Origin of the sequence: Chitinophaga eiseniae, assembly GCF_900167135.1 — a bacterium.
Lineage (GTDB): Bacteria > Bacteroidota > Bacteroidia > Chitinophagales > Chitinophagaceae > Chitinophaga > Chitinophaga eiseniae.
This window is the reverse complement of the sequence record NZ_FUWZ01000001.1, coordinates 60,600-80,073: the sequence shown is the minus strand read 5'-3', so window position 1 is coordinate 80,073 and position 19,474 is coordinate 60,600. Positions and strand designations below refer to the sequence as shown.

Annotated in this window: 14 protein-coding genes; 4 read left to right on the top strand and 10 right to left on the bottom strand. The window is 50.4% G+C overall.

The genetic code is table 11. From position 1 onward, the window contains the following. Nucleotides 1–738 precede the first annotated feature (738 nt). Together B5D63_RS00295 and B5D63_RS00290 are read right to left on the bottom strand one after the other, a co-directional pair. Nucleotides 739–1,125: a hypothetical protein gene (locus B5D63_RS00295; protein ID WP_078666795.1), complete on the bottom strand. Its 387-nt coding sequence runs from the start codon at nt 1,123–1,125 to the stop codon at nt 739–741. Nucleotides 1,126–1,313: 188 nt separating this feature from the next. Further along, a complete protein-coding gene (locus B5D63_RS00290) occupies nt 1,314–2,153 on the bottom strand; it encodes an N-acetylmuramoyl-L-alanine amidase (RefSeq protein ID WP_235021430.1) in 840 nt (279 codons plus the stop codon). A 146-nt stretch (nt 2,154–2,299) separates the two neighbouring features. Between B5D63_RS00290 and B5D63_RS00285 the strand changes: the two genes are divergently transcribed. Next, a complete protein-coding gene (locus B5D63_RS00285) occupies nt 2,300–3,184 on the top strand; it encodes a lysophospholipid acyltransferase family protein (RefSeq protein ID WP_143312707.1) in 885 nt (294 codons plus the stop codon). Nucleotides 3,185–3,220: 36 nt separating this feature from the next. Continuing rightward, nucleotides 3,221–4,249, top strand: coding sequence for a fatty acid desaturase family protein (locus B5D63_RS00280; RefSeq protein ID WP_078666793.1), 1,029 nt, complete (start codon nt 3,221–3,223; stop codon nt 4,247–4,249). On the opposite strand, the gene B5D63_RS00275 is transcribed toward B5D63_RS00280, so the two are convergent. Next, nucleotides 4,197–4,901: a DJ-1/PfpI family protein gene (locus B5D63_RS00275; protein WP_078666792.1), complete on the bottom strand. Its 705-nt coding sequence runs from the start codon at nt 4,899–4,901 to the stop codon at nt 4,197–4,199. The genes B5D63_RS00280 and B5D63_RS00275 overlap by 53 nt on opposite strands. Nucleotides 4,902–4,954: 53 nt before the next feature. Then, nucleotides 4,955–5,851, bottom strand: coding sequence for an aldo/keto reductase (locus tag B5D63_RS00270; protein ID WP_078666791.1), 897 nt, complete (start codon nt 5,849–5,851; stop codon nt 4,955–4,957). Nucleotides 5,852–7,011: 1,160 nt separating this feature from the next. On the opposite strand from B5D63_RS00270, the gene B5D63_RS00265 reads away from it, so the two are divergent. Then, nucleotides 7,012–7,962 (top strand): ADP-ribosylglycohydrolase family protein, encoded by a 951-nt coding sequence (locus B5D63_RS00265; protein WP_078666790.1) that lies wholly within the window; start codon nt 7,012–7,014, stop codon nt 7,960–7,962. A 56-nt stretch (nt 7,963–8,018) separates the two neighbouring features. Beyond that, nucleotides 8,019–8,846 (top strand): DUF6515 family protein, encoded by an 828-nt coding sequence (locus B5D63_RS00260; RefSeq protein WP_078666789.1) that lies wholly within the window; start codon nt 8,019–8,021, stop codon nt 8,844–8,846. A 60-nt stretch (nt 8,847–8,906) separates the two neighbouring features. Here the strand turns inward: B5D63_RS00260 and B5D63_RS00255 are convergent, their stop codons facing one another. The 6 genes from B5D63_RS00255 to B5D63_RS00230 all read right to left on the bottom strand — a co-directional run bounded on the left by B5D63_RS00255 (nt 8,907) and on the right by B5D63_RS00230 (nt 19,452). Further along, nucleotides 8,907–10,574 (bottom strand): TPM domain-containing protein, encoded by a 1,668-nt coding sequence (locus tag B5D63_RS00255; protein ID WP_078666788.1) that lies wholly within the window; start codon nt 10,572–10,574, stop codon nt 8,907–8,909. Between the two features lie 170 nt (nt 10,575–10,744). Then, nucleotides 10,745–11,743, bottom strand: coding sequence for a c-type cytochrome (locus tag B5D63_RS00250; RefSeq protein ID WP_078668476.1), 999 nt, complete (start codon nt 11,741–11,743; stop codon nt 10,745–10,747). 25 nt (nt 11,744–11,768) lie between these two features. After that, complete coding sequence (locus B5D63_RS00245; RefSeq protein ID WP_078666787.1) at nt 11,769–13,211, bottom strand: aryl-sulfate sulfotransferase; 1,443 nt, start codon at nt 13,209–13,211, stop codon at nt 11,769–11,771. A gap of 35 nt (nt 13,212–13,246) precedes the next feature. Then, entirely contained in the window at nt 13,247–14,776 is a 1,530-nt protein-coding gene (locus tag B5D63_RS00240; RefSeq protein WP_078666786.1) for a RagB/SusD family nutrient uptake outer membrane protein, read from the bottom strand. A 17-nt stretch (nt 14,777–14,793) separates the two neighbouring features. Next, the gene (locus tag B5D63_RS00235; protein ID WP_078666785.1) at nt 14,794–18,141 is read right to left on the bottom strand and encodes a TonB-dependent receptor; all 3,348 of its coding nucleotides are present in this window, start codon (nt 18,139–18,141) and stop codon (nt 14,794–14,796) included. A 114-nt stretch (nt 18,142–18,255) separates the two neighbouring features. Then, the gene (locus tag B5D63_RS00230) at nt 18,256–19,452 is read right to left on the bottom strand and encodes a FecR domain-containing protein (RefSeq protein ID WP_078666784.1); all 1,197 of its coding nucleotides are present in this window, start codon (nt 19,450–19,452) and stop codon (nt 18,256–18,258) included. Nucleotides 19,453–19,474 lie beyond the last annotated feature (22 nt).

Here is a 19,474-nt window from a genome sequence, read left to right as displayed (position 1 = left end):
GTTTACTACCGATTTGGTTTTGGTCTCTGTGTTGGTGTATGATGGTTGACGTAATCACGGACATACGATCGTTTTGATGATGATCGCGTGCGCCATGATGGTAGATATCTGGCGCAAAAGTAATCAAGTTTTATTAATCCACAAAACCTGTAGACTAAACATAAAAATAGAGGGTAGGATTATAGAGAGATAACAGCTTCAGAAGAAAAGTTGTTTAGTGTAAATAAATTAGAATCATATAAATATGAAGAGGATCATTTAAAAGATGTGAACATGGCGCGGTGTGCGGTGTGCGGTGTGCGGTGTGCGGTGTGCGGTGTGCGGTGTGCGGTGTGCGGTGAGTGGTGAGTGGTGAGTGGTGAGTGGTGAGTGGTGAGTGGTGTGCGGTGAGTGGTGTGCGGTGAGCGGTGAGTGGTGAGTGGTGAGTGGTGAGTGGTGTGCGGTGAGTGGTGAGTGGTGTGCGGTGAACCAGAGCCTGTGTACAAGAAAAAGCAGGAAGTGCGTAGTAATGAACGGGGCACGGGGGAAGCGCGATGGGCGAAATGCAAAAAAGTGACGACGCAAATAATCAATGAAATACCTTATCCCCGGGCTGCAGCCCGGGGATAATACCTTACAGCTAACATGACATGTTTATCGGGCAAGCCAATACGCAGTAGCATGCGGAGACTGATACAGATACCGACAGTACATGCCGGCGGGCGAAGACCAGAGGGGACATCATAAATCTGACATCCTCTATTTATTCAACAACTTCTTCAGCTCTGCGGTACAGGCATCGATATTTTCAGCGATCAGCTTATCCTGGCAGATGATGCCTTTGTATTTAATGGAGACTTTGTTTTTACGCAGTATAATCTGGTAGTATTCAGGCGCATCGGGGGAGTTTTCCCAGGTGATGATTCCTTTTTCTTCGATGCCGCCGGCTACTTTGTCTTCGATCAGTGCGTTTACTTTTTTTCGCAGGCTGTCGGGGAAGTCGAAGGTGTTTTCATGTTTTACCAGGCAGGTGGTGTCGGACACAGGTTGGTAATGGATTTTCGCGGAAGCGGGCTGTTGACGGGCGGCCAATACGATCAGGGCAGCTGGCAGCAGCAGTAAAGAGAACTGGAGTGTGCGTTTCATGGCAAGAGAAATTATGATAACGAGGAAAAAAGGCAATAGCTATGCTGTTGTGATATTGGGCCTCAGATTTTGGTTATTGTTCCATCTAACTCATTATTAAAATACTTCATTTAACGCACACTACAAAATAAATAAAGTACGGGCATAGGGGTAGCCGGCCCTTAAGGTGTCATACCTCAAAGACCGGGTTACTGGTATTTTTTCATCACGCCGTACAGCACCTTGTTATCGGTGTCCGGCGAAGGAAGCAGGGTATCCTGCGGCATAAAGTGTCTTTTAAAGGCCTGCATGGCGGCAGCGGTATCTTTCAGGTCGTAGCCGATAATGCGGAGGGCCTGCCATTTGTCGAAGGCGGGCGGTACTACCGTTTGGGTGGTATCGTCGTACCAGAGGCCGAAACCTTTGGCGGCCAGCTGCTGCCAGGGGAAGTAAGCGCTGGGGTCTACCTTGCGGCCGGGGGCGATGTCGCCATGGCCCACGAAGTTGGCAGCCGGGATATTGTAGCGATGTTGCAGTGTGTCCAGCAGGATCATGAGGCTGCTGATCTGTGCGGGGGCAAAGGGTTCTGCGCCATTGTTATCAAGCTCAATACCGATAGAACCGGAGTTAATGTCAGTGATATTGCCCCAGCGGGAAGCGCCGCCATGCCAGGCACGGAGATAATCATTCAGCATATGATGGATGGTCCCGTCACGGCACACCACATAGTGGGCGCTGACCTGTGTCCGCTCCAGGGTAAAGGTTTTGAGTGTTTGTTCACATGAATTCTGGGCAGTATGATGAATAATGACCATATTCGGTTTACGCAGATTATAATTGATGGTACCGGCCCACCATGCGGGCCTGATGCCGTTTTCACCCGGCAATGCCGCGGGTTGTTCACGTATCACCCGGGCGTACCCCTTGGCTTTCTGCCGGTAAATTTTATTCGTGGCTGCGTACGGCGAACGGGCGCAGTAACTGTACATACCAATGACAGCCGCAAGGCATGTCCATCTGGTCAATTGTTGGATAACCTTCATCATCATATGTTAAAGTTTACAAAAGATGCCCTGATAAAGATACTAAAACCTAACAATGCCTTGTTTTTAAGGCTATATTGTGAAAAGTTCTGTCTTTCCTATATATTTACATTTTTCATAATGCTCTTAGAGCATCAAAAACCTACGCTGACTTGACTGTTATTGCCTACTACCTGTTGTTGCCGGTAATTTATTTTGTCTCATTGCTGCCTTTCCGAATGCTATATTTCGTCAGCGATTTGCTTTTTATCTTACTGTATCATCTGCTGGGCTACCGGAAAAAGGTGGTGATGCAGAACCTGCGCAACTCATTTCCTGACAAAAACGAAGCCGAGCTTAAACGGATTTGCAAAGATTTTTACCATTATCTGTGCGATCTCTTCCTCGAAACGTTTAAAACACTGACCATCAGCCGTGAAGCCATGGTGCGCCACTGCCGTTTCACTGATGAGACCGTAGCGCTGTTTGACCGCCTGGCGGCCGAAAAGCAAAGCGTAGTATTGGTCATGGGGCATAAAGGCAACTGGGAATGGGCGGGCAATACCTTCAGCATCCTGTGCCGTCAACAGCTGTATGTGATCTATCATCCGCTGGTCAACAAACATTTTAATGGCCTGATGTATAAAATGCGTACCCGTTTTGGTACCAAACTGATTGCCATGCAGGATACTTTCCGCGACATGGTCAAAAACCGCGACCACGTGAGCGCCACCGCTTTTATTGCAGACCAGGCGCCACAACCGCAGACCGCACACTGGATGACATTCCTCCACCAGGATACGCCGGTATTTAAAGGAACAGAGAAAATTGCGCAGAAATTAAACTACCCCGTGGTATACGTCAGCGTACAGCGGGACAAAAGAGGTTTTTACACTGTATTTGCCCATATGCTTACCGCCACTCCTTCTACAGAAAAAGAAGGCGAAATAACGGCCTTGCATACACGCCAACTGGAAGCGGATATCATCGAACAACCCGCCACCTGGCTCTGGTCCCATAAACGATGGAAACACCAGCGGCCCGCCGTTCAACAATAAGTAACCTGTAATTTTTTACGAAATCCGACAACAATTATGCTGCAAGGCAAAGACTTAATTCTGGCTACCAAGCCGTATGCATGTGAAGAAAGAACGAAGAGCTGGTTGTACCTGCTTACTACCTTATGTTTGTTAATACTGGCACTCGCCAGCACCCTGTTGCTGCCACTTCCCTTCCGGATAGCCGGCAGTGTGCTTTCCGGACTGCTCATTGTCCGGATGTTCGTCATTTATCACGATCACCAGCACCATGCTATCCTGCATAATTCCCGGATAGCCAACGCCATCATGACGCTGTTCGGTATCTATATACTGGCGCCCACCAGCATCTGGAAGCGGTCACACGACTACCATCATAAACACAATTCAAAGCTTTTCAGTGCCAGTATCGGGTCTTACGCGATCGCTACCCGGCAGCGGTTTGAGCAGATGTCCAGCGGAGAAAGAAGAAGTTACCTGTTTACCCGCCATCCTGCCACCATTGCGGGCGGCTACCTGTTTATGTTCCTGATCGGCATGTGCTGGCAATCTTTCACCAGCAGCCCTCGCAAACATGCGGACTCCCTGCTGGCCATGATACTGCATGTCGCCGGCAGCATCGCTGTCTTTTATTTCCTGGGATGGCAAAGCTGGCTGTTTTTTATACTTATTCCTTTTACCATCGCCTGTGGCATTGGCGCCTACCTGTTCTATGCGCAGCATAACTTCCCCGGCGTCGTCTTTAACGACAACGAGAACTGGTGCTACGATAAAGCTGCGCTGCTGAGCTCCAGCTACATGCAGATGCATCCTTTAATGGCGTGGTTTACCGGTAATATCGGCTATCATCATATCCATCACCTGAATGCCCGTATTCCTTTCTACCGCCTGCCGGAAGTGATGGCAGCGTTTCCGGAACTGCAGCAGGTAACGGTTACCTCACTGCGCATCCGCGATATACGGGCCTGCTTCCGGTTGAAAGTATGGGACCCGGAACGCCAACGCATGATAGGCCTCCGGGAAATATGCGACATCAGGTCTGCGGCGCAGCAGGCATTCCGTGCGCCTGCAGCAATGCACGGATAATACCTCTCCGTGTTTCGAGCATATGTTTGGTCAGTTCCCGCGTAGCCTGTAACACCGGCGTGCCGGCGGTATGCGGCGAACCTGCCCGGAAAGGCGGCGCGGGATTGTATTCCAGCTGTAACTGAACAATACGCGCCAGCTCCTCACCTCCGATCATGGCTGTCAACGACAGCGCAAAGTCAATACCGGCCGTTACACCGCCCCCGGTGATCCGGTTACGGTCTCTCACCACCCGTTCTTCCACCACATCCACACCGAGCATACGCAGCAGCTCCAGCGAACGCCAGTGGGTAGTAGCCTTATACCCCTGCAACAGTCCGGCCGCAGCCAGCACCAGCGCACCTGTACAAACACTCGTGATATACTTCGCCCCCAGCGCCTGCTGCCGGAGAAAATCCAGCACCGCACCATTGGTGAGCAACGCATTAATACCTTTACCACCGGGCACAAACAGAATATCCAGCTGCGGACAGGCTGTCATCGCCACCGACGGCTGTATCGTCAGCCCACCCTCCACTTTAAAGGGCGCCATTGTTTCTCCCAACAGCACCACCTCAAAACAAGGCGCTTTTACAAATACATCATAAGGGCCGGTGAAGTCCAATATGGTCATGTCCGGAAAAAGAAACATGCCTATTTTGAGTTTCTGCATACGAAGGACTTTTTGTTCTGTACAATATAATAAAAGATCCTGCTACTGCTGCATCAGCGATGCTGCTCATACAGGTTGGCCGGCAGCACCTGCCGCAGCTGCTGTATTTCCGCTGCCGTGAGCGGCGTAGCGCGGACTGCCGCCAACGCATCCTGTACCTGCTGCGCCGTGCGCATGCCCACCACCGCAGCCGTAACAGCCGGTTGCTGCAAAACATACCGCAGCGCCGTAGCGGCAGCGCTCCTGCCAGCACCGGACAGCTGTTGTATTGCCGCGGCAGCTTTTGTTACTTCCGCTTCGTTATAGTTCAGGTAAGGCGCCGGCGTTTTGCCGATCAATAATCCTTTTGCCACAGCACCCCTTACCAGTACGCCGATGTTACGCTGTTCCAGCAACGGGAAACAACTTTCTTCCGGACGGCGGTCCAGCAGGCTGTACTGCATCATCACACTCACGATATTGGACCGTTCCGCGAAAGTGCGGACCACATTGGGACGTATCGAGGAAATCCCGTAGTAGCGGATCTTTCCCTGCTGCTGCAGGGTTTCGAAAGCCGATATCGTTTCGTCCGTCGGATCTTCGAGGGTGCCGCCATGCAGCTGGTACAAATCGATATAATCGGTATTGAGGCGGCGCAGACTCTCTTCCACACACGACAGAATATACTCCCGGCGGGGATTCCAGTCCCACCCGCTGCCATCCGGCCGCCACTGGTTGCCGGCTTTGCTGGCGATAATTACGTTTTGCCTCCTGCCTTGCAGCGCTTTCCCCAGGGAGATTTCATTCTGCCCATGGTCATACAGGTCGGCGGTATCGAAAAAATTGATCCCTCCGTCCATGGCCTGATGTACCAGGCGGGCGTTGTCTGCATCGTCACGACCCAGCGACATGCAGCCGTAGCTGATTTCACTGATATGCAGGTCCGACTTACCTAACTGATGATATTGCATAAAAAACGGGTTTTAGCGGGTTTCCTTCCTGCGCCTCCGGAAGGCGCACCAGGCGAAGGTAAAAAAGCGGGGCAGTTTAAACAAACGCCCCATGCTTAACCCATGACTCATCAGTTGTATGATATAAGGCCGCCTGGAAAGGCAGCCCATGCTGATATTGATCTTACCATTCTCAATCCGTCCTTATCTGAAATATCTTTAAAGCAGGACCGCCTGGAAAAACGGTCCGTGATTAAATTCCACCGTTTCGCTTATGAATAGAGCACTTTGATTTATGATGAAGGTTGCTGCGCAACCTGAGTTGTCCGGCAGGGGACTGTCTGAAAAGACGGTCCCTGAAGCTGAATCAATCGTACTGCGAACAAGCTGTTTTATAGCAGTTGTCCACATGGTTCATATGGCACTTTTAGTTTCCCTGGACAACCATGCGGGGTAGAAAACCGGACCACCTGGAAAGATGGTCCCTTTCCTATCCTTCTTTTACATGGCATTCCAACATTTATGTAACGGCCCGTCAGCGGCAGCAAGACGTTTTCTGAAGGGGACCACCTGGAAAGGCAGTCCCATCAGCCTTCATCTATATATACCTGCATTTGGACTCAGAAAAATTCTTCAGAGAGGACCGTCTGGAAAAACAGTCCTTTTCATCCACCTATTCCCATTAAATTGCTGTCGAATCAGTAGCAATGATTGGTTAAAGAGGTTACGGCTAATTGAGCCAGCACAGCGCAAAACAACAGTAATGGTATTTCCCGAGGAAAGTACAGGTCTTGTACTGTGTGTTAAATAAAAAAGCGTGCATAAAGCAATGGGGTTTGAGGGGCGTGTGCCTGTAGTTGTTTATCAGACAAGCTGCCTGTGATGGCTGTCAAACAAACAATGGGGCGGTAACCGCCGGGGTCAACATTAAAAACGATTCCGTTTATCCTTTCCTGTTACCAGAAATGCACCGGGGTGACTGCTGGTGTCAGTACTAATTGTTACCATGCAAAGATAAAACGCCAACCGAACAAAGAGACAGTCATCCGGGCCGTTTAACGAATGAACAAGACTGAACAGACCTAAAATCCGCTGTACAAACTGAACAAACAGCGGCTTTCACATACCGAAAACATTTGTTGGCACGTTTTTCTATATAACTGTGTATAAATCCCCATGCTATGCAACAACAGATCACAGGCGCTTTTCTCGGTACCGCCATCGGCGATGCGCTCGGTGTTCCGGTTGAGTTTCAAACCAGGAGCTACCTCCGGGAAAATCCCATCCGGGAATTCACGGGCTACGGCTGCTGGAACCAGCCTCCGGGCACTTTTTCAGACGATACGTCCCTTACTCTTTGTACAGCTGAAAGTCTCACACAAGGATATAATCTCACCCATATGGCCCAAACCTTCCTGAAATGGTATGCCGAAGGCTACTGGGGCGCACATGATAAGGTATTTGACATCGGCCATACCACCCGCCACGCTTTAACACGGGTAGGCAGCGGAACTTCTCCCCTGTTCTCCGGCGGTTTTGAAGAGTTTGAAAACGGTAACGGTTCCCTGATGCGTATTATGCCGGTAGCTATTTACCTTGCCCGGGAAGAAAATATCAAGCAACGTTACCATATCGTAAAAGAGGTGTCCGGCATTACCCATGCCCACTTCCGGTCGGTGATGGCCTGTTTCATTTACGTGGAGTTCCTGCGGAACCTGCTGACCATCAAAGACCTCCAGGAATCTTACCAGGTCATGCGGGCGGCGGTGAACGATTTTATCATGGCCAACCAGTTCAATCCCGTCGAAATCAGGATTTTCAACCGGGTACTGCAGGATAATATTACCAATCTGGAAGAAAAAGACATCCAGAGCTCCGGTTATGTGGTACATACCCTGGAAAGCGCGCTCTGGTGCCTGCTGAATACCAACAATTTCCAGGATGCAGTGCTCACGGCGGTAAACCTGGGCGGCGATACCGATACCACCGCGGCAGTAGCCGGCGCAAGCGCAGGCCTGCATTACGGACCGGACAACATCCCCCCAACATGGGTGTTGGGCGTGGCGAAATCGGCTAAAATCATTGAATTGTCACAACAATTCACCGATGCACTCAGCACGCCTTCTGCCTGAGGAGAGACTTAAACTATTGGATCTGAAATCAGTCTAAACATTATAATCCGAAGAAGATGAAAAACAGATTTTATATGCTGTTTGTGTTGATTGGGCTGTTATGCACAGCAACAGCAGGCGGCGCTTATGCTCAACATCGTGTTAGTCGCGGTGGTGGGGGCTTCAGCGGTGGAGGACGCGTATCAGGCTCCCATTATACGCCCCCGGTAAGGGTTTCTCCCGGCTACAGCCGAGGAGGCGGCTATTACCACGGTTATCGCGGCCCCGTATACCACGGAGGCGCCTATTACAGCCATGGCTGGTATGGCCCGCGCTATCCCCGCTACTACCGGTACCGTCCTTTTTATTATCCGCGTATCGGGCTTTATGTTTCCACCCTGCCTTACGGCTACTTCGCGCTTGGACCGCAATTCGGCCCCGTGTATTACTATGGAGGCACTTACTACGCATCTGACCGGAACGACAACGGCTACCGCGTGGTAGACCCGCCCATGAACGCAGCCGTGCCAGACCTGCCGGATGGCGCTGCTGAAGTGCAGTTCAACGGCAACAGCTATTACGAGCTGAATGGCACCTACTACCAGGAAGTGATGACCGACAACGGCCGCAGGTTTAAAGTGGTGGGTAAAAACGGTAAGATCGGCAATACCGTGGTAAGCCCGCAGAATAGCGATAATAACAATAGTAATAGTAACGATACCGACAACAACAGTACGGAAACGGTACCTCCCGACATCCTGAACAAGCTTCCCGAAGGCAGCCGCTCCGTACAGATCAACGGGCAACAATACTACCTGTCACCCGACGGTATGTACTACCAGCAGGTAACCACCAACAATGGTACAGGATACCAGATCGTTGGTAAAATGGAGGCAGACCAGTAACGAAACAGAACGAACATAAGAAAGGGCGTGCCGTAACGGTACGCCCTTTCTTATGTTTGTTTACCAGCTGCTGCTGGCGCCACCGCCGCCGGAAGATCCTCCGCCCCAACTGGAAGAAGAGGAAGACGACGAGGATGACGATGAAGAAGAGGAAGAAGATTCGCTGATCCGGGGTATCACAAACCGATAATCATGTTTATATGAGCATATGGCGCAGGCGTAGGTAGTGACGCCCCACCCGGCCTCCCTGGTAGTCGCTCTTTTTTTGGTAACAGACTGCTTACATTCAAGTGAGATATATGAACAGTGCGGACATTCCGACATGGCGGAGCGCACGTTGGTATAATCCAGTACCAGCTTATAATCACAGGTATCACATTTCCAGACGTCATAATCCACCGCCATGAGATCTTCTTCTATCACCTGCTCTTTTTTGAGATAGACATCTTCGTCTTTTTCAGCCAGTTTATGCAGGGGGTGGGAACAATTCGGACAATCGTGCGGCTCATTGCGCAGCCGATCCATCCGCCGTTTGAGCCCTGCCAGGTAAAACCACAGGAAAGGCAGCGGGAAAATGTATTTGGCCGTTCTCAGCTTATGGGCCGTGCGGGCGTAGGATTGCCACTGCTCGTGGCTGTCTTTGTCGCCCAGCGCTTTCTTCGCCCTGATGAATATCACCAGCACCGCCAGATGTATAAACAACACCCATAAGATATAATAGCCGACGAATACCGTAAGGAAGTTGATGGTCCAGCCTTTTTTGAAAAACAGGTACGCAAGCGCAACAATCGCCGTGGCATGTATCAGGAACAATCCCGCCAGCCCGGGACGCAGGAAGTCGTTGGGCATGTCCTTCATCTTCACCGGCATGGCATCTTCTCCTTTTTTCTGTTTCCGCCTTTTACCGAAAAACACACTCATCATAGCCGCCGAAAGTGCCAGCCAAAGGAACCCTGCAAAAAAGGCACTTCCGCTGAAGTCGCCAGTCTTTGAATAATCGATGGCCGGAGACAGCCGGTCCACAAAAGATTCCGGGGCGGCGATGCTTTCCGGCGGAGACATCCCGGTGGGCATGGCGGCTTCCGCCTCGTTGGGATCGGTTGTTATCTCCGCCGGCGCTGCAGGCGCTGCTACCAGGCCCTGTGGCTCAGATTGCTGCCGCGTATCTTCATGCATCAGGGAACGGTCTTCCACTTCCGGCTGTATGTCTTTATCAAAGGCATAATTGCCGCTATATAACTGGGCGGAAACGGATTTCAGGCCTTCCCCGAACGCCTGATCGTAATTCCCGTTTTTGATGTAGGGAATCATATAATCCTGCTGGATACGGAAACAGATCACGTCGGGCATCTCCCCTTCCAGTCCTTTTCCTGTTTCAAACACCAGCCGGTGGGCATCTTCCACCAGCAGTACCAACAGACCATTGTTGGTAGCCGTATCACCGATTTTCCAATAGTTGAACAGTTTGTGGGCAAAATCGGTAGGCTCATTTTCTCCGATAGATTTCAGCAGCACCATGGCTACCTGCGCCTTGCCGCTTTTGTCGAGGGCAGACAGTTTTTCATTCAGGCTGCCGACCGTTCCGTCAGAAAGGAGGTGGTCGGGATTGCTGATGTAGCCGCCACCATTTTTTTTGGGGTCTGGTACGTCTTCCACCGAGTATTTTGTCTTTTGCCCGGCGCAGGACATTAGCAGGGATACCAACAACAGGTACAAAACATTTCGCATAACAACGGGTAATTCTGGCAATGGTCAGTTAAAAAATAACCGGGCCGGAGCCCGGTATAGATGCAAAATATAAAATTTAACCCGGACAATTACATATATTAAGGCCAGGAGTGGGCTCCAAATTGGACAAAGCGGCCCATCCATGCTCCATTGCCAAAGGTGATCCTCCGTTAATATACTGGCTTCAACCCTTTCGCTTTCCAGTAATCAATGATGGGCTGGTAGGGGCCGAATTTGTGCTGCGCCATGGAAAACGTGTCAGCGAAAGGCCCATGGTCATAATCGATGGCCTTTTCAGCGATATGCGGGTAATCGAAGTTTTTAGGATTGGGACGGGAGTGGATCTTATCATTGTTTACAAATGCTGCTATGTCCATTGCTTCCTTATCGGAGAGGAAAGGTTTGCCTGGTGTTACTTTATCGTAAGGCATATTGTTTTTCAGCCACTCTGCCTGTTTGATAACGCGGTGCATGCTGGAACCGGGCTGATAGGCGGCGTTGCCCCACAGCGGGGGGTATACGTAAGTGCTTTTATCCGCATTCCATTGGCCTTCTCCATTAGGGCCATGACAGCGGGCACAGTTGGTTTGGTAGAGTGCCTGGCCATTTTCGGGGTTGGCGGCTATATCCGGAAAAGTAAGATGCAGGTTTTTGGCACCTTTAAAAGGTTTGTCTTTAGGCACAAAAGTGCTGATCCATTTGAAGTACGAAAGAAATGCCACCATCTCTTTGCTGTCTAATGGTAGGGGCTTGCCGTTATGCGGCCGCATTACGCAGTTATTAACCCTTTCCGCCAGGGTGAGCACTTTGCCTTCCCTCGCCCGGTATTGCGGGTAGTTGTCATGCGACGACATCAGGTTAAACGAAAACGCTTTAGTGCCGGCATCCTGGTGACAGTTAGTGCAGTTCATTTTATTACCGAGGAATTTTCCTGCACTACCGTCCGGCCCTATATAACGTGCGGTATGGAGCATCAGCTCCCGGCCGTACTTTACCGATTCGCCGAATGGACCATTGGGTATCAGCGTGGTATCGATATTGATATAGGAAACGCTATCCGGTTGTACAAGCGCGGTGGCGTTTGTTTCTCCTGTTACTGCTGTTCCGCAGGAAGATATCATAGCTATCCCCCAGCAACAGATTCCGCAGATCACGATGAAGCTTCTCATGTATATTTTTTTTTGTAGTGCACAATTATTGTTCATACCCTGGCTGAATAATGTATGGGGCCAGTTTTTCCGCCGGGATAAAGGAAGCCCGGTAAGACGACATGCCCGTTCTCAGCAGCCAGAGAAACCTCCCCTGGAAATTGGTCAGTATAACGGTATTTCTCTTGGTGGCGCATTGCAGCAGGGTGGTGTCGCTTACTAAATAGCTGCTGCCCATCCGCTCATTGTAATTCTCCGGTGGCAGCGTAGTGTTGATGCAAAGTGTGGCCTGCTTTTCGTTTTCATCCAGTTTAAAGGAGAGCGTCCTGGATGTCTTTTTGCTGACGCCATTGTCGAAGAACATTAGTTCGCCGTGCTCATTGATATGTAGTGCATGCGCCTGGTCAAACAGCGAGGCTGCCGGCAGGTTAAAATCGCCGTTTTTCCCGAATGTCCATAGGCGCTTGCCCGTGCGGGCATCTATCTTCCATATCTGCCCGTTGTTATAAAAAGAAATGAGGTAGTTGCCATCTGTATCAAATGCGATGCAGTTGGCGTGCATCCAGTCTTGTTTTTCTTTTAAGATGTTTTTATCGTCCAGTGGGTCCAGCACATCAAACACGGTCCATTTCCAGATCTGTTTACCTTGCCTGTCCAGCACCAGGATACCATCGCCTTTTACCGTATCCTGCTTGCTGCCGCCTTTGCGGCTGAGGTCAAAGATTCTTTCTTCCACACAAAGTGTTACAAACTGGTCCGCCTGGTTCAACAGTATTTCGTGATGGATGGTTTGTTGGAAGTCCTGTTGTCCTTTTTTCAGATGAGCGAGCGTATCGCCGGAAACGGACAATTCCAGGATCTGGTCGCCATAGCTGGTTTCATAGCCGGGGCCACCCAGCAGCGTGAGGAAAGTGTTATGCTCCGTAAACCGGGCTACTTTAAAGCCGGTGCCGCTTACCTGGTGGTACCAAACAATGCTGCCTTTTGCATTCAGCAGGAAAAGGACGCCCGGATCGTCGCGGCGTGTAAGCATTACATAGCCTTTCTTAAAAGCGGCCGGCAGCACCGAGCTATCGGGGCATACCACGCTGAACATGTCTTTCATCCACACCGGCAAACCAAATGTATTGAACGTATAGGTTTTGCTGGGATAAAGATCTTTGCCATGACCGGTTAAAACCCTGTACTCATAAGCCTTTTCAGGCAACAGGTTAGTGAGCACAATGCTATGGCTGACCTGGTGCTCAGACAGCGGTGTAACAGTGTGCTGCTGCTCCTTCCCTTTCTGCCAGTATTCCACGGCAGCATCTACGGTATCGGTGCACAGGACAGCTGTCTTTATCCTGATAGCGTTTTGCCCCTGCGGAAGAAGCGTAATGGACACAATATCGTTGCCGCCACTGCTCATACAACCGGTCGCAAACAGCAACAACGCTGCCGCCATTGACAGCAATGGCAGCAGGCGTTGTAATTTATTCAATGAGATCATCGATACTGAATAATTTAGAAAGGTAGTAACCGCCACTATTGACGGCGACCGTTATTGCTGAGATTTTTGTTTAAGTCCGTTTGCGCCTGCGGGTAGGAAAAATATTTATCGCGCGCCAGGTTAATGGTGGCTGTTTTTCCCACGGCGGTAAGATATTTATTTACCACGCTTTCATATTTGCCCATGCGGATCAGGTCCTGCCTGCGTTTACATTCAAAGAAAAACTCCCAGCCCCGTTCCTGTAGAATAGCATCCCTTAAACTCTCCTTTGTGAAGGTACCGGCGGCGCCTAGATTGGTGGCATGAGAGCGGGCTTTTACCTGGTTAATGAGCGCAATGGACTCACCATTGGGGCCATTCAGCTCATTCAGCGCTTCAGCCCTGCACAGCAGGATATCAGCGTAGCGGAGAATGGGAAATACATGCCCGTCATAGTACGTGGTGGAGCCATTCGGATCGGCGAACTTGGTAGTAGCTACGTCCGGCATGTAGTAGTATCCTTCCGGCGGATTGGTTTGTCCCGGAGGTGCCTGCATATAATGCAGGCCATCGGTGCCCACATAGTCGGAATAGAACATTTTTTTACGGTCGTCATTCGCACCGAAAGTATTCCAGAAATACCAGGTTAAAGCAAAGTACTGCCATCTGTCTGTTACCTGCGGATTGTTGATAGGACCGAAGTGGTTCAAGATTTCCACAGCATCTACCAAGGGGTCTGCCAGCGCGCTGAAGATACTCTCCTGGCACCATTTATTTTTCTCTGCGAACAGCCCCGCATAGGTGGGATACAATCCGTATCCCAGCGTCATGATCTGTGTGGTAAGGTCCAGCACCTTTTGCCATTCATGTTCACGCATATACAGTTTGCACAACAATGACAACGCAGCACCTTTGGTAGCACGGCCGATATCGTTGCTGCTGTAGATACTGTTGTTTAAATAATTTACAGGGAGATGGGCAGCCGCAAATTCCAGGTCGCTGATGATCATCTTATTGATTTCTGCCACCGGGGTGGTGGGTAATGCGGCCTCATAGTCAGGCTGCGCAATATTTTTCGCCACCGTTTCTTCCGTTACAACGATTACCGGTCCGAACGCATCTGTCAGGTCCACGTAACCCAGTGCGCGCAGGAAGCGTAGTTCCGCGGTGAACTGTGCTTTCTGCGCATCTGTAATGGCGGTCATCCTGGGAATATAATAAAGGGAGATGTTGGCATCTGACACCAATTTATACTGATGCTGCCAGGCAAAGGCCAGATAGGTATTGGCCGGCGCCCACTGGCAGTCGGACATCAGTCCTACATCCCCGCCGGAACTGGCGTGACCTATATCTGTGGTAAGGTCCGAAATAGTAACCTGGAACCCGGCGTAATACATCCAGGCATCTGATCTGCCGCTGGGTTGCTTAAGCCTTGAATAAACGCCGTTTACGGCGGCTTTGGCATCACTTAGCGTAAGGAATGCATTGGCATCCGTGAGATAGCTGTATACTTTGGGTTCCACCAGTTTCTTGCACGAACTGGCGCCGAGCAGCAAGGTGGTGAGTGCGATATATGCGTATTTCATTTGTTCCGGTTTACAGGTTAAAAGTTCAATTTAAGACCCGCAGTAAATGTGCGGTAAGCAGGGAAGGCGGTATAATCCAATCCTGACGAAAGGTTGGCGTTGTTGCCGCTGCTATTGAGATTGCTGTTTACCTCGGGGTCCGATCCTGTATATTTAGTAATGGTGAATAAGTTTTGTACCGAGCCATATACCTTAATGCCTCTCAGGCTTTTCAGGAAAGTTTTGGCCACGGGGATATTATAACCGAGCATCAGCATTTTACAGCGCAGGTAAGAAGCATTTTCCACGAAGCGGGAGTTCATCAGACCGCCGTAGGCAATAGCATATCCATCTCTCGGTATATCGGTGTTTTCGTTTTTGGTGGTCCACCTGTTCAGTGCGGCCTTACCGGGACCTGATTCCAGCACCAGGCCTGTACCGTTGTACAGGCTGTAATCCAGTGCGCCCTGCAGAAAAATGTTCAGTTCAAATCCTTTATAGGTAAAGTTGTTATTGATTCCATAGATATAATGCGGGTTGGCATGGCCGAGATAGGTACGGTCGTTGGCATCGATAATCCCGTCAGGCTTACCGCCGGGACCACTGATATCTTTGAATTTAGGATCTCCTGCTTTGGAGTTGGGTTGTGCAGGATGCGCTTCACCGGTTTTTATGACGCCATCATAAATATAACCGTAGAACGTACTTAATTCGCGTCCCGGTTCCAGTTTAGTAAAGTCCATACCACGACCGCCATAGAGATTAGCGGTTTGCGTGATCACATATGGCCTGCCGCCCAGATCAAGGCAGTTCTGTTTATTATAGGCAATATTCACAGTGGTGTTCCAGGTGAACGCATGATTGATGATATTTTCTGTCGTAACAGATAATTCCACTCCTTTATTCTCAATGCTGCCGGCATTTACTGTTTGTACAGCAAAACCGTTCCAGTCGCCGATAGGCATATCAAAGATCAACCGGTTGGTTTTTTTCCGGTAGTAATCGATCGTCGCGGAAACCCTGTTGTTGAAAAAGCCCATATCAATGCCCAGGTCGAGCTGCTCAGTACTTTCCCATTGCAGGTTTTCGTTAGGCAGGCGGGTAATTACCGTTCCGCCGTAGCTGTTGCTGCCTTCTCCCAGCGACACGTTGGTAGGCCCGAAGAGCGACATGTAAATATAATCACCGATTCTATCGTTACCGGTAACACCGTAGCCTCCTCTTACTTTCAGGTTAGAGAAAATATTCAGGTCCTTGATGAACGCTTCTTCACCGGCTCTCCAGGCGAGGGAACCGGAAGGGAAAATACCAAAGCGTTTGTTGCCGCCAAATTTTGATGATCCGTCACGACGTACGGTCACTGTAGCCAGGTATTTATCTTTCAGTGAGTAGTTGATCCTTCCATAGGCAGAGGCCATTTTTGCGGGTATCGTGCTGCTGGTGCTCGACAGCCGTTCTGTGCCAGCTTCCAGGTTGTGGTAAAGGAAGGCATCAGTACTGAATTTCTGTACCAGGGAATAATGTTTCTGGTATTTATCGGACTGGTAAGATACCCCTGCCACTACATTAAGGGAGTGGATAGTATTAAATATTTTCCGGTAGGTAAAATAGGCTTCCACGAGATTGCGGGAAACCGCCAGGTCATTTAAACTGGCTTTGCCCTGCACTTTTTCACCATCTACCAGGTCGCGGGGAAGATAAGTGCCCTCTTTGGTGGTGGTATATTCCGTACCGCCGTTCACACGGAAGTTAAGGCCGTCCAGTATCTGGTAGTCGGCATATACGTTCATGTTCACTTTGTTCTCGAACCGGTCATTGGTAGGCGCCATCAGCCAGGCCAGCGGGTTATCCCTTCCTTTGAACCGGGCGTAGGTGCCATCGTCGTTGTACACGGGAATAGCCGGAGAGGCGGTGATCACGCCGTACATTACGTTGGAAGGCACGATGTTACCATCATAGGTTTTGAAGTTGGTATAAGCATGTGATGCATATACGCTGGCTCCTGTTTTAAACCGTTTTGCGAATTGTTTATCGTAATTCAATCGCACAGAGTATCTTTCAAAAGAGGTATTTTTCAGCGCACCATCCTGTTTGAAGTAGTTGCCGGATAGTGCTACCCTGTCTTCCGCAGTACCACCGCTCACGCTTAAGTTATGACTTTGCACGGTGCCCGGGCGGGTAGCCAGTTTAAACCAGTTGTTGTCACGGCCGCTGGCCAGGTCGGCAGGCGTATAAAAAGCAGGTTGTCCTTTTTCGATGGCTTTGGCGTTGGTGACCTGCATATTCTCCAGGCCATTCATTTTATCATATTCCTTCACGATCCTTTGTGTGCCGTAATAGCCGTCGTATTGAATGGCGGCGCGGCCGCTCTTGCCTCTTTTAGTGGTGATCATTACCACGCCGTTAGCGCCGCGGGCCCCATAGATAGCGGTGGAGGAGGCGTCTTTAAGGATCTGTATATCGTCAATGTCATTCGGGTTGATGTCCTTTCCTGTTTCAGAGGGGAAGCCATCCACTACGTACAGTGGTTCGTTGGTGGATTTGATGGAGTTACCTCCGCGGATGCGCACAATCGTTTGTCCGCCGGGGGCAGCGTTCGACTGGCTCACCTGCACACCTGCCGCACGGCCCTGGATGGCCTGTGCAGCATTGCTGGTCACGCCGCCGAGGTTCATATCTTCGCTGGAAATGGAGCTGATGGAACCGGTGAGGTCTTTCTTTTTAGTGGTACCGTAACCCACCACCACTACGTCGGTAAGGTTAGATACTTCTTCGGAAAGCGTTACTTTAAAGCTGGTGGTTTTACCGTCGAATTTAACCGACCAGGTTTTAAAACCCACCATAGAAATCTCCAATGTTTCCCCGGGGTTGGCATTAATCTTAAAGCTACCGTCTGTATTGGTAACAGTACCTAGTTTGGTGCCTTTAACCGTTACGGTAGCACCGGGCAGTGGCTGACCTTTATCGGTGGTAACCACGCCGTGCACCTCGATGGGTGGCGGCGGTGTGGTAGCCGGCTGCACTGCCGGTTTTGTTTTAACAATGATAGCGCCTCCTTCAATACTGTAAGTAAGGGGCTGGTTACGCATAAAAAGATGTAACGCGTCGTTTACAGGCATGTTGCTCACCGTGATATTGGCCTTGCCGCTTTTTTCCAGCAAGGCTTCATCTGCCAGGATATTGAGGCCGGTTTGTTTGTTGATTTCCCGGAACACCTCTTTGGCGGTAACATTTTTCATCGACAGGCTTACTACCTGGTCCGGGGCTGCGCTCCCCTGTACCGCGGTGGCGAAGCATAGCAGGGCCAGTAGCTGGCTGCCCTTCAGATGTTTGGTTGGACGCCGGTCGCTCTTACACCGGCAACTGGCATTAGTACGTAATTGCATACTTGTGCTGAATTTTGATTGAGAGAATGGTTTGGTTGTACTATTTTCCTTTACAAGCCTTGTTATGATAACATTCCCGTCATATTGGTTGATATAATTGTTCACCTCCAGGCTTTAATCGCCTTCTATAATCAGTTTTTTTCCTTCTAAGCGGTAGTTGACGTCGTTGGCATTCAGCATTTTTAAAACATTCATCAGGCTGCTGCGGCGGCTGATCATTCCGAAAAATTTCCTGGGCCTGAGCTGGCCTTCATATATAATTTCCACATCATACCAATGGGCAAACTGCCGTAGTACGGTGGTCAGATCTGTGCTCTCGAACTGGAAGTAGCCTTCTTTCCAGGCTATTATTTCAGCGGTGTTTACGCCGGTTATTTTCTTTACATGGCCGCCGGGGCTTATCTGCGATTGTTCACCAGGCGCCAGTTGTATACTTTCTTTCTTACTGTTCACCTTCACTGCGCCTTCCAGCAGTGTGGTATTGATAGTGGCTTCATCCGGGTAGGAGTTGATATTGAAGCTGGTGCCCAGCACATCTACCGTCACCTGGTTTACCAGCACCCGGAAAGGCCGGCGGGCATCATGTGCCACTTCAAAATACGCTTCGCCGCTAAGCTCTATACGGCGTTCATCCCCTGCAAAGGCGGCGGGGAAGCGGATAGAAGAAGTGGCATTCAGCCATATTTTGCTGCCATCGGCCAATACCAGCGGGTAGGTTTCACCCGGACCGGTGGTGAGCGTGTTATAAACAGGCGGGCCGTTGGTTTCTTTTGTTTTAACGTATACCAGCTGTCCATCCTGGTTATGTACAGCGCTGTTGCCCTGTTGCGCCAGCTGACGTATAGCGGCGCTGTCGAGCACTATTTTTTCCCCGTTGCCCAGGGTGAGTACAGCTTTATGCCCGCCGGGTGTTACAGCCAGGGCAGCCTTTTCCGTGGTAACCGCCACGGTAGTGGCCACCGGTTTCCGGAGAAAGTATACCGCCGGAATAGTCAAACCGAGTAACACCACCGCTGCCGCAGCCAGTTTCAACCAGCCATAATTTCTCCCCGGAGCCAGCGGTATGGCCGGGGCGCCCTGTATATGCAGCAGGAGCTCTTTTCGGACCCTGTCGCCGGGCTCGCCGGAGTGAATGCCGTCACCTGGCTTTACCTGCCGGAAGGCGACCTGCATCTCGCTCAGAAGGGTACGGCCGGAAACATCGTCCCGCAGGTAGTCCATCAGCTCAAGGGCTTCCTGGGGACTACAGGTCCGCTGCTGCCAGCGTTGCAGCAATAAGCGGTAATGTTCATTGTTCTTTTCTGCGGGCATATATATTACTATCCCAAAAAAA